Below are 11,408 nucleotides of genomic sequence, written 5' to 3'. Positions count from 1 at the left end.
GAAAGAAGCGGCGCTGCAGTGCGCCCCCTCAGGGGCGCGGGGAACTGCGCGAGCAACCCCCACGCACCCGCACCCGGCAACGGCTACCGCGCCCCCCGCGCCGTCGTCACCGTGAACTGTGCGCCGTCCGGATCCCGCAGGATCGCCTCCGCCTCCTCCTCGCTCAGCACGCTGCCACCGTGTTTCTCGGCGATCCGGGCGCAGCCCGCCACGTCGCTGACCGCGAAGTGGATCTGCCAGTGCGGCCGTACCGACGGATCGGGGGCCGCCTCCACCGCCCCCGAGTCGATGCGGGCCACGGCATCGCCGCGGCTGCGCAGCACGACCTCGCCGCCCTCGTACTCGACCTCGCAGCAGCCCGGCTTGTCGGAGGCCCAGCCGAGGACCTCGCCGTAGAAGATCGCCGAGTCGAAGGCGTTGCGGGTGTGCAGGCGGATGAAGGTCGGGGCGGCCCGCCGCCAGGTCTCCCAGTTGGAGACCAGTTCCCCCTCCCAGATGCCGAAGACGGCGCCGTCCCGGTCGGCGATCAACGCCGCCCTGCCGGGCGGGAAGGACAACGGCCCCACCGCAGGGGTGCCGCCGCGCTCCCGGGCCCGGGCCACCGCCTCGTCCGCGTCCGGCACCGCGAAGTACGGCGTCCAGGCCACCGCCATCTGCCACATCGCGGCGACCGCGGCGATGCCCGCCACCGGCACCCCGTCCGCCAGCGCGATCCGGAAGTGGTCGCCGAGCCTGACGCTGCGCCATCGCCAGCCCAGCACGGCACTGTAGAAGTCCTCGGTCGTCTGCAGGTCGCGGCTGGTCAGGCTCACCCAGCACGGGGCACCGAAGACCGAGTGCGTCGAGATCACCGTTCGCTTCTTCTGCACGGGTCGGGGGGGAGGCGTGTCGTCGTTCATGGCACTCGCGTCCTGGTGTCGGGGCCGGCTGGGGGACCGGTCTGTCACCAGTCTCCAACCGGAAGCGGCAGGAATGCCTGCCGAGTACCCCGGTGGCGCGGCGGGAAGAGGCCGACCGGCCGATCCGGGCGCGGGGCCCGGCGCCCGTCGGGCGAGGCTCAGCCGGCCTCGGCCAGCAGCTCCTCGCGCAGCCGGTCGAAACAGGCGCTGAGCAGGCGGGACACATGCATCTGCGAGATACCCAGCTGCTCGGCGATCCGGCTCTGCGTCATACCGCGGAAGAACCGCAGATAGAGGATGAGCCGGTCGCGCTCGGGCAGCTCCTGGAGGCACGGTTCCGCGGCGGTGCGGTCGACGATCAGGTCGTAGCCGGGGTCCGGATCACCCAGGGTGTCGCCGAGTACACAGCCGTCGCCGCCGGGCACCTCGGCGTCCAGCGACAGCGCGGAGAAACACTCCAGGGCCTCCATCCCGGCCTGCACCTCGCCCTCGGTGAGCTGGGCCCGCGCGGCGATCTCGGCGACGGTGGGCGGGTGTCCCGGGGCCGTCTGGCCCAGCTCCTTGAGGGCGACCCGGACCCGGTTGCGCAGCTCCTGGACCCGTCGCGGCACGTGCAGGGTCCACATGTGGTCCCGGAAGTGGCGTTTGATCTCGCCGGTGATCGTCGGCACGGCGTAGGCCTCGAAGGCCCGGCCGCGTGCCGGGTCGTAGTGGTCGACGGCCTTCACCAGTCCCAGCGCGGCGACCTGGCAGAGATCCTCCGGGGTCTCCCCGCGGCCGCGGAAGCGCACGGCGATCCGCTCGGCCATGGGCAGCCACAGCTCGACCAGCTCGTCCCGGAGCGCCCGGCGCTCCGGGCCCTCGGGCAGCCCGGCCAGCCGAACGAAGTCCTGGGCCGTGTCCGGGGCGTCGTCGTGCGGATGGGTCTTGGGTTTGCAGGTGGTACGCATCGAACGCACCTCCTAAGCACTGAACTGCCGATGCCCCTGATGGCGTATAGGAAAACAATTCGTCCAAAAAGGTGAGATAACTCTCATCTCCTTGCCGGCCTTCTTTTCGGCTCTTCCCTTGACCCTCCCTTGGAAGAGATATCTCTGAAGCAGAGGTAATCTTCCAGGTGTGGAATCGGAGACCTTTCCGGAAGAACTCGCCGACGCGTTGGTCGGCATCCAGCGGCTGATCCGCCGCCGGCTGCGGCGCGGGCTCACGCGGCCGCGGCTGCGCGGTGCCGAGGTGGAGCTGCTGCGGCTGGTCGAGTCGCGGCCCGGGATCGGCATCTCGGACGCCGCCAAGGAGCTGTACCTGGCGAGCAACTCGGTGTCGACCCTGGTCAACCAGCTCGTCAAGGACGGCTACATGCTCCGGGAGACCGACCCGGCCGACCGGCGGGCCGCCCGGCTGCTGCTGACCGAACACGCCGAGAAACGACTCGCCGACTGGCACCGACGCCGCGCGGAACTCGTCGCCGGCCATGTCGCCCGGCTGGACGAGGCGGACCGGGAGGCGCTGCGAGCGGCGCTTCCCGCGTTGCGCCGGCTCGCCGACACCCTGCACGAGGAGGCCGCGGAATCATGACAACGGACACCATCGCAGTCGCCTGCACCGGGCTCTCCTACTCCTTCGGAGAGACCAAGGCCGTCGACGGACTCGATCTGAGCGTCGGGGAGGGCGAGGTCTTCGGCCTGCTTGGCCCCAACGGCGCCGGCAAGACCACCGCCATCCGCTGCATCACCACCCTGCTGCCCGTCCCCGCCGGGATGGTCCGCGTCTTCGGCCACGACACCGGCCGGGACCGGATGGCCGTACGCCGGCTGCTCGGCTACGTACCGCAGCAGCTGTCCGCCGACAGCGGGCTCACCGGCCGCGAGAACGTCGAGCTGTTCGCCCGCGTCTTCGACGTACCCCGGCGCGAGCGGGCCGCGCGGGTCGCCGAGGCGCTGGAGGTGGTGGACCTCGCCGACGCCGCCGACCGGCTCGCCGGCACCTACTCCGGCGGCATGGTCCGCCGCCTCGAACTGGCCCAGGCACTGGTCAGCGCGCCCAGGCTGCTGATCCTCGACGAGCCGACCATCGGCCTCGACCCGATCGCCCGCACCGGTGTGTGGGACCAGATCAACGCCGTACGGGAAGCCACCGGCATGACCGTTCTGGTCACCACCCACTACATGGACGAGGCCGACCAGCACTGCGACCGGGTCGGCCTGATGCACCGCGGCCGGATCCGCGCCCTCGGCACCCCCACCGAGCTCAGGCGCGGCCTCGCCGAACGCCAGGGCACCGACGCCCTGCCCACCCTCGAAGACGTCTTCCGCGACGTGGCCGGCAGCGGCCTCGACGACCAGTCAGGAGGTTTCCGCGATGTCCGAAGCACCCGCCGCACCGCGAACCGTGTCGGCTGAGCGCACGGGCACGTCCCTGCTGCTGACCCCGCCCCAGCCGCGCTCCGGCTGGCTGCTGCCCGCCCGGGTGGTCGCCATGTGCGCCGTCGAGCTGCAGAAGCTCCGCCACGACCGCACCGAGCTCTACACCCGCGCCATCCAGCCCGCCCTCTGGCTGCTGATCTTCGGCCAGACCTTCACCCGGATCCGGGCGATACCCACCGGCGGCATCCCCTACATCGACTACCTCGCGCCCGGCATCATCGCCCAGTCCGCGATGTTCATCGCCATCTTCTACGGCATCCAGATCATCTGGGAACGCGACGCCGGCATCCTCAACAAGCTCCTCGTCACCCCCACCCCCCGCTCGGCCCTCATCACCGGCAAGGCCTTCGCGGCCGGGGTGAAGTCCCTGATCCAGGCCGTCGTGGTGATCGTGATCGCCGCGATCCTCGGTGTCTCGCTCACCTGGAACCCGCTGAAGCTGCTGGGGGTCGGGCTGGCCGTCGTCCTCGCCTCGGCCTTCTTCTCCTGCCTGTCGATGAGCATCGCGGGCATCGTCCTCAGCCGCGACCGGCTGATGGGCATCGGACAGGCGATCACCATGCCGCTGTTCTTCGGCTCCAACGCCCTCTACCCACTGGCGATCATGCCGGGCTGGCTCCAGGTGGTCAGCAGGATCAACCCGCTGAGCTACCAGGTCGACGCCCTGCGCGGTCTGCTGCTCGGCACGCCCGCCCACCTCGGCCTCGACTTCGGTGTGCTGGCGGTCGCCGCCGCCCTCGGTATCACCGCGGCCTCCTCGCTGCTCGGCCGTCTGGCCCGCTGAGCCGGCCGCGGCCGCGACACCCGCCGACGTGATGTGCGGCACGCGGTCGCGACCCGCCCCGGACCCCCGGGGCGGGATAACCGCTGCGCAACGCTTGATCAGCGATCAAAGCGGGCGAACCCCCTGGCCACAGCGCATTCCGCTCATTTGACAGTGCGCTGAGCACACAGATAAACAGCGTGGGTCGAGAGGGGCACTGTGTACGAGCCGAACGTGGTCGGGGACTGGCACGAGTACGACGAGCATGCCGGTCTGCGGGTCCGCGTCCACCGCCTGGCGGAGTCCTCCGAGCCGCCCCGCGGCCGGGACGACGCCGCGGCCGGGCTGACGTACTTCAGTGCCCGGGTGACCATCGAGAACCGCGGCTCCCGCCACTTCAGCGTGCAGCTGGAGGACGGCCAGATCGACGTCCGGATCGGCCCCGACGGCGAGGGCGCGTTCATCGACTGGCGCAACTCCCAGTTCATCGAGGGCTTCGACGTCTACCCGCTGCGTCGCGCCACCGCCGTCCTCTACGCCGCCGGCCCGGAGGCCGCCCTGACCCAGGTGGACATCCAGGTCCACCTGCGGGTCGACGAGGAGTGGACGGAACGCCGGCTGTGGGCGGGCGGCATCGGCGTACTGGAGTCGACCACCGCCACGGCCTGCCAGACCGCCGGCCCCGGCAGCCTGTCCCACCAGGTCACAGCTTTCCTCAAGGACCAGACGGAACCCGGCCCCACCGCTCCCTGAGCAACCTGCTGTTCGGGAGCGCCCCGAAGGGGCGCGGGGCTGTATGGGAATATGCGGCTACCGCCGCGTGGGCGCGACCAGCCACGACGGCGCCGCAGCCGAACGACGACGCATCCCGGCGCGGCGCTACCAGCGGAGCGCTCAGTGGGGGATGCCGTCGATGATCTCCCGGGCCCCCTGCCGCAGCAGGGCCACGGCCACCGAGGTCCCGAGCGTCGCCGGGTCGAGGCGCCCCGCCCACTCGTGGGCGTTCAGCCGAGTCTTGCCGTCCGGGGTGAACACACAGGCGCGCAGCGACAGCTCACCGCCGCCGTCGACCCGGGCGTACCCGGCGATCGGGCTGTTGCAGTGCCCTTGGAGCACGTGCAGGAACATCCGCTCGGCGGTCGCCTCCCGGTAGGTGTCCGGGTCACCCAGCCCGCTCACCACGTCGATCAGCTCGGTGTCGCCCTCCCGGCACTGCAGCGCGAGGATGCCGGCGCCGATGGGCGGCATCATCGTCTCCGGGTCCAGCACCTCGCTGATCACGTCCGTACGGCCGATCCGCTCCAGGCCCGCCACCGCGAGCAGCAGCGCGTCGGCGTCTCCGGCGGCGAGCTTCTCCAGGCGCCGGTTGTCGTTGCCCCGGAACGGCACGCACTCCAGGTGCGGGTGGGTGGCGGCCAGTTGGGCGACCCGGCGGACTGAGGAGGTGCCGATCCGGGTACCCGGCGGCAGCTGATCCAGCGTCAGCCCGCCCGGGTGGACGAGAGCGTCGCGGATGTCGTCCCGCTTCAGGAACGCCGCGAACACCGTCCCGGCGGGCAACGGCCGGTCCGCCGGCACGTCCTTCACACAGTGCACGGCGAGATCCGCCTTGCCGGCCAGCAGCGCGGCGTCCACCTCCTTGGTGAACGCGCCCTTCCCCTCCACCTGGGAGAGATCGCCCAGCCACTTGTCGCCGGTCGTCTTCACCGGCACGACCTCGGTGCGCACCTGCGGATGGAGGGCGGCCAACTCGGCTCGGACGCGGGCCACTTGGGCCAGGGCCATCGGCGAGTCGCGGGAGACGATACGGATCAACTCGGGAACCGACATGACAGACACCATAGACCTTCCCGTCAACCGCGGATTCCGACATCATGTCGGCCGCCGCCCGGCCGTCAGTCCGCGTCCTCGGGCAGGTCCGCCGCCGACTCCTCCGGTGCGAGGTCCGGGCGCAGCCGCAGCCAGGACGGCTGGCGCAGCAGCCCGGCCCGGGTACGGGTGCTGTACCTGACCTCGCCGACCAGCCGGGGCAGCACCCAGCGGGCGTCCGGGATCGCCGGGGCCGGGTCGAAGGGACACGAGTCGGTGCCGGCGGCCCGCAGCAGCGCGGCCAGTTCGGTCCGCCCCGCCGCACTCCAGCCGGTGCCCACACCGCCGACGTAGCGCAGCCGCCCGTCGGCGGACCGCTGGCCGACAAGCACCGCGCCCGGCAGCCCGGTCAGTTGTCCCCTGCCCGGCAGCCAGCCGCCGACGATCACGTCCTCGGCGTGCAGGTTCCGGATCTTGATCCAGGCGCGGGACCGCACCCCCGGCTCGTACCCCGAGTCGAGCCGTTTGCAGACCAGGCCCTCGAGGCCGTGCTCCCGGGTCGCCCGCAGTGCCTCGGCGCCGTGCCCGACGACGGCTCTCGGCGTCGACCAGTACGGCCCCGCCAGGCCCAGGGACTCCAGGCGTGCTCTCCGGTCCGCGTACGCCGTGGTGAGCAGCGGGTCCGCCAGGAGCAGCAGGTCGAACAGCACCAGATGGACCGGGACCCGGGCCGCCATCCGGGCCGCCCGGGCCGGGGCGTGGGCCAGGCCCATCCGGCTCTGCAGCAACTGGAAGTCGGCGCGCCCGTGTTCGTCGACGGCCAGCACCTCGCCGTCCAGGATCGCCGGGGTGCGGCCCAGAGCCGCTGCCAGCGGGCGCAGTTCGGGATAGGCGGCGGTGATCTCCTCGCCGGAGCGGGCGCGCAGCAGCATGCTGCCGTCGCCGGGCAGGTAGACGACCGCCCGCTGGCCGTCCTGCTTGGTCTCGTAGGCCCACCGGGCGTCCTGCGCGGCGGGCGGCAGTCTGCCGGGGGTGGCGAGCATGGGCGGGATCACGGGGAGGGCGGTCACGCAGGAGATGTGAACCGGCCACGGCCGCCGCACGCCCCTTGCGGCGCCGGTTCCCCCGAACAGGTCTCAGGCGTCCGGTGCCGGCGGCGGGGGCTGCACCAGCCCCGACTGGTAGGCCATCACCACCAGTTGGGCCCGGTCCCGGGCGTCCAGCTTGGTCATCGCCCGGTGGATGTGGGTGCGCACGGTCAGCGGGGAGACGAACAGCTTGCCGGCGATCTCCTCGTTGGAGCGGCCCTCGGCCGCCAGCGCCATGACCTCGCGCTCGCGCGCGGTGAGCACACTCAGCTGTTCGGGGGCGGCGAGCCGGGCGCCGGGCGCGGGCGTGGTCAGGAACCGGGTGATGAGGGTGCGGGTCGCGGTGGGGGAGAGCAGCGACTCGCCGGCGGCCACCGTGCGGATCCCGGCCAGCAGCGCCTCGGCGGTCACGTCCTTGCCGAGGAAGCCGCTGGCCCCGGAGCGCAGTGCCTGTGCCACGTACTCGTCGACCTCGAAGGTGGTCAGGATCAGCACCCGGACGCCGGACAGCTCCGGGTCCGCGCAGACGGCGGCCGTGGCGGCGAGCCCGTCGGTGCCGGGCATCCGGATGTCCATCAGCACGATGTCCGGCCGGTGCTCGCGGGTGCGCGCGACCGCCTCGGCGCCGTCGGCGGCCTCTGCGACCACCTCCATGTCGGCGCAGGAGTCGATCAGGATCCGGAAGGTGGCCCGCAGCAGGGCCTGGTCGTCGGCGAGCAGCACGCGGATGGTCATGGTGTCCCTTGTTCTTCCGGTTCCGTGGCGCCGGGGTACACCGGCAGCCGGGTGGTGACTTCGTAACCGCCCCCGTCCCGGTGCCCGGCGGCGAAGGCGCCGCCCACCGACTGGGCCCGCTCACGCATCCCGATCAGCCCGAAACCGTGCCCGGGGGCGGGCGCGGCCGGGGCGGTGGCGGTGCCGTCGTCGGTGACGGTGAGGGTCAGCCGGTCCCGGTCCCAGCCGATCCGGACGTACGCGGCGTCGGCCGAGGCGTGTTTGGTGACGTTGGTCAGCGCCTCCTGCACGATCCTGTACGCCGTCAGGTCCACGCCCGCCGTCAGCGGCCGGGGGCTGCCCTCGACGCTGACGTGCACGGCGAGCCCGGCGGACGCGCAGGCCTCGGTCAGCTCCGGCAGCCGGTCGAGACCCGGGCTCGGCGCCAGCGGCAGGTCCGGGTCGTCGGTCTGCCGCAACAGCCCCACGGTGGCCTTGAGCTCGCGCAGCGCGGAGGCGGTCGTACCGGCGAGGTCCCCGAGGATCCGGTGCACCTGGTCGGGATGGGTGCGCGAGAGGTGGGCGGCCGTCCCGGCCTGGGCGTTGGCCAGCGCCAGGTGGTGGGCCACCACGTCGTGCAGCTCCCGCGCGATCCGCATCCGCTCCTCCGCGACCCGGTGCCGGGCCTCCTCCTCCCGGCTCCGCTCCGCGTACTCGGCCCGCGCCTGCACCGCTTCGAGGTAGGCGCTCTGCAGCCGTACGGCATTGCCGGTGACGACCGGCAGCAGCAGCCAGGCGGCCGGGCTGATCGTCTCCAGCGGCCAGGGGACGCCCGGCGGGGCGAACACCAGGGCGGCGGTCACCACCAGGGCGAGGCTCGCGAAGTAGTACCGGCGCGCGGTGGGCCGGTCGGTGTCGACCGTCAGCCGGTACAGCGCCAGCATCAGTCCGCCCAGCAGCAGCGGGGTGGGCAGATGCCCGAGCCCGGCGGCCGCCGCGGTGGCCGCCGCGCCGACGGCGACGACCGTGCGGGGCCGGGTGCGCTGCCAGAGCAGGGCACCGCAGCCGACGGCGGCCAGGGCGATGGTGAGCCCGACCGCGCGCGGCTGGTCCATGGTGCTCATGGTGATCTCGCTGCCGAACAGGAACGAGGCGAACAGCAGCACCGACGCCATGGTGTCGACGGTACGGGTGTGCTCTTCGGCGTAGCGCCGCCAGTGGGTGCTCATCGGTCGCTCCGGTCGGTGTGCTGTGACCATGGTCCGCGATACGAGGGGCGGGCCGCCCGCGCTGCGGCGGCGCGGGCGGCCCCGGGGGAGGGAGAGGGTCACAGACGAGCCGGTTCCGGGGCGGTGCCACCGGCCGGGGCGGGCACCGCACGGCCGAGTTCCTCGCCCTCGACGTCGACGGCCGGCAGCGCCCGGTCCAGCCACCGCGGCAGCCACCAGGCCGACCGGCCGAGCAGCGCCAGCACCGCCGGAACGATCGCCATCCGTACGACGAACGCGTCGAACAGGACCGCCGAGGCGAGCCCGAACCCGATCATCTTGATCATGGACTCGCCGGCGCCGATGAACCCGGAGAACACCGCCATCATGATCAGCGCGGCGGCCGCCACGACCCGCGCGCTGTACCGGAACCCACTGACCACCGCCTGCCCCGGCCCGCTCCCGTGCACGTACGCCTCCCGCATCCGCGACACCAGGAACACCTCGTAGTCCATGGCGAGTCCGAAGACGATGCCCATCAGGAAGATCGGCATCAGGCTCATGACCGGCCCGGTGGACTCCACCCCCAGCAGCCCCGCGCCGTGGCCCTGCTGGAAGACCAGGACGACCGCACCCAGCGAGGCCAGCACCGAGAGCAGGAAGCCGAGCGCCGCCTTCAGCGGGACCAGCACCGAGCGGAACACCAGGAGCAGGAGCACCACGGCGAGACCGACCACGACCAGCAGGTACGGCACCAGCGCGCCCTGCACCTTCTGGGCCACGTCGATGTTCACCGCCGTCGTGCCGGTGACCAGGAAGGTCGCCCCGGTCCCCGCCTCCACGGCCGCGCGCTCACCCCGGATGGCGTGCACGAGATCCTTGGTCCGCTCGTCGCTCGGACCGGTCGCCGGGACCGCCGAGAACACCGCCGTGTCGCCCGCCGCGTCGAACCGCGCAGCCGACACCGAGACCACGCCCTCGGTGTCCTCGATCCGACGCGTGATCGTCGTGACCGCGCCCTTGACGTCCGTAGCCCCCGTGCCGTCGACGACGATCGTCAGCGGCCCGTTGAAGCCCGGGCCGAAGCCCGTCGCCAGGTCGTCGTAGGCCCGGCGCTCGGTGGTGGACGTCGGCTTCACCTCGTCGCCGGGCATGCCCAGCTGGAGGTCGCGCACCGGCAGCGCGAGCGCGCCCAGGCCGACCACCCCGAGCAGCAGCACGGCCAGCGGGCGGCGCAGCACGAACCGCGCCCAGCGGCTGCCGCCGTTGTTCTCCCCGGCCTCCTCGATCCGGCCCTTCTTGCGGGCCCGGCGCGAGAGCACGGCGTTCGGCCAGCAGCCGAGCAGGGCCGGCACCAGCGTCAGCGCGATCAGCACCGCGACGACCACCGCACCGGCGGCGGCCAGCCCCATCTTCGTCAGCATCGGGATGCCGACCACCGAAAGACCGGCCAGCGCGATGACCACGGTGAGCCCGGCGAAGACCACCGCCGAGCCGGCCGTGCCGGCGGCGAGGGCGGCCGCCTCCTGCGGGGGGTGGCCCTTGGCGCGCTCCTCGCGGTAGCGCGACACGACGAACATCGCGTAGTCGATGCCGACGGCGAGGCCCAGCATGGTCGCCAGCGTGCCGGTGGTGGAGGAGAGCCCGAGCGCCTTGGCCAGGGCCATGATCGAGGCCATGCCGATGCCGACGCCGATCACGGCCGTGAGCAGCGGCAGTCCGGCCGCCGCCAGGGAGCCGAAGGTGAGCAGCAGGACCAGGGCGGCGATCGCGATGCCGACCGCCTCGGCGGAGCCCCCTGCAGCGGGCTGGGTGGCGAGCGCGGTGCCACCGGCCTCGACGGTCAGCCCCGACCCCCGGGCCTGGCCGATCGCCTTCTCCAGGTGCTCCTTGGCCGCGTCGGTGAGGTCGTGCGCGGTCACCTTGAAGGTGATGTTCGCGTAGGCCGTCGTACCGTCCGCGCTGACGCCCTTCGCCGCGAACGGACTGACCGCGCTCGCGACCTGCGCGCCGTCGGCGGCCTCGCCGACCAGCCTCTCGATCGCCGCCCGGTTCGGGCCCGCGGTCACCTTCTCGCCCTTGGGGGCCACGAAGACGATCCGGGCGTTCGCACCGTCCGCCGCCGAGCCCGGGAACCGCTCGCCGAGCAGGTCGAAGGCGCGCTGGGACTCGATCCCCGGCATGGTCGAGGACGTGTCGGGGGCCTCGGGCGCCCGGACGGCGGCGAAGCCGACCGCGGCCAGCACGGCCACCCACAGCACGGCGACGAGCCGGCGCCGCCGGAAGGCCAGCCGGCCCAGTCGGTAGAGGAAAGTAGCCACGGGACGGGGATCTCCACATCTGCTGTTCTCGGGGACCGCTCCAGAGTCCCCGCGGCCACCCCGTGCCGTCGTCGTGCGGTTGCCGACAATCCCGGCTACTGAGTACGCAGTACACGCGCCGTCCTCCGTCATCCCGGCGGCTGAGGGCTTCCCGGCGGGAGGGCGGCACGCGTCGGGGCGGGC

At 72.8% G+C, this 11,408-nt stretch carries 11 protein-coding genes; 4 read left to right on the top strand and 7 right to left on the bottom strand.

Annotated elements, in window-relative coordinates; genetic code table 11:
• Positions 1–83: 83 nt before the first annotated feature.
• Positions 84–899, bottom strand: a complete 816-nt coding sequence (locus ACFWPS_RS53050) for a VOC family protein (protein ID WP_383721580.1) — start codon at positions 897–899, stop codon at positions 84–86.
• Between the two features lie 158 nt (positions 900–1,057).
• Positions 1,058–1,849 (bottom strand): SigB/SigF/SigG family RNA polymerase sigma factor, encoded by a 792-nt coding sequence (locus ACFWPS_RS53045; protein WP_383721578.1) that lies wholly within the window; start codon positions 1,847–1,849, stop codon positions 1,058–1,060.
• A gap of 169 nt (positions 1,850–2,018) precedes the next feature.
• Between ACFWPS_RS53045 and ACFWPS_RS53040 the strand changes: the two genes are divergently transcribed.
• The 4 genes from ACFWPS_RS53040 (at position 2,019) to ACFWPS_RS53025 (ending at position 4,838) form a co-directional block, all read left to right on the top strand.
• Complete coding sequence (locus tag ACFWPS_RS53040; RefSeq protein WP_383721575.1) at positions 2,019–2,474, top strand: MarR family winged helix-turn-helix transcriptional regulator; 456 nt, start codon at positions 2,019–2,021, stop codon at positions 2,472–2,474.
• Positions 2,471–3,298, top strand: a complete 828-nt coding sequence (locus ACFWPS_RS53035; protein WP_383721573.1) for an ABC transporter ATP-binding protein — start codon at positions 2,471–2,473, stop codon at positions 3,296–3,298. Before ACFWPS_RS53040 ends, ACFWPS_RS53035 begins: the two co-directional genes overlap by 4 nt.
• The gene (locus tag ACFWPS_RS53030) at positions 3,258–4,106 is read left to right on the top strand and encodes an ABC transporter permease (RefSeq protein ID WP_383721571.1); all 849 of its coding nucleotides are present in this window, start codon (positions 3,258–3,260) and stop codon (positions 4,104–4,106) included. The genes ACFWPS_RS53035 and ACFWPS_RS53030 overlap by 41 nt, the downstream gene beginning before the upstream one ends.
• A 198-nt stretch (positions 4,107–4,304) precedes the next feature.
• On the top strand, positions 4,305–4,838 hold the full coding sequence (locus tag ACFWPS_RS53025; protein WP_383721569.1) for a hypothetical protein: 534 nt from the start codon (positions 4,305–4,307) through the stop codon (positions 4,836–4,838).
• Positions 4,839–4,979: 141 nt separating this feature from the next.
• Here the strand turns inward: ACFWPS_RS53025 and hemC are convergent, their stop codons facing one another.
• The 5 genes from hemC to ACFWPS_RS53000 form a co-directional block, all read right to left on the bottom strand.
• Positions 4,980–5,915 (bottom strand): hydroxymethylbilane synthase, encoded by a 936-nt coding sequence (gene hemC / locus ACFWPS_RS53020; RefSeq protein WP_383721567.1) that lies wholly within the window; start codon positions 5,913–5,915, stop codon positions 4,980–4,982.
• A gap of 65 nt (positions 5,916–5,980) precedes the next feature.
• Positions 5,981–6,937, bottom strand: coding sequence for an ATP-dependent DNA ligase (locus tag ACFWPS_RS53015; RefSeq protein WP_383721583.1), 957 nt, complete (start codon positions 6,935–6,937; stop codon positions 5,981–5,983).
• A 93-nt stretch (positions 6,938–7,030) separates the two neighbouring features.
• Complete coding sequence (locus ACFWPS_RS53010; RefSeq protein WP_383721564.1) at positions 7,031–7,717, bottom strand: response regulator; 687 nt, start codon at positions 7,715–7,717, stop codon at positions 7,031–7,033.
• Positions 7,714–8,925: a sensor histidine kinase gene (locus tag ACFWPS_RS53005; RefSeq protein ID WP_383721561.1), complete on the bottom strand. Its 1,212-nt coding sequence runs from the start codon at positions 8,923–8,925 to the stop codon at positions 7,714–7,716. Before ACFWPS_RS53005 ends, ACFWPS_RS53010 begins: the two co-directional genes overlap by 4 nt.
• A gap of 98 nt (positions 8,926–9,023) precedes the next feature.
• The gene (locus ACFWPS_RS53000) at positions 9,024–11,225 is read right to left on the bottom strand and encodes an MMPL family transporter (RefSeq protein ID WP_383721558.1); all 2,202 of its coding nucleotides are present in this window, start codon (positions 11,223–11,225) and stop codon (positions 9,024–9,026) included.
• Positions 11,226–11,408: the final 183 nt, after the last annotated feature.

This window comes from Streptomyces sp. NPDC058457 (assembly GCF_042720695.1).
Classification (GTDB): Bacteria; Actinomycetota; Actinomycetes; order Streptomycetales; family Streptomycetaceae; genus Streptomyces.
This window is presented reverse-complemented; position numbering and strand designations above follow the sequence as displayed.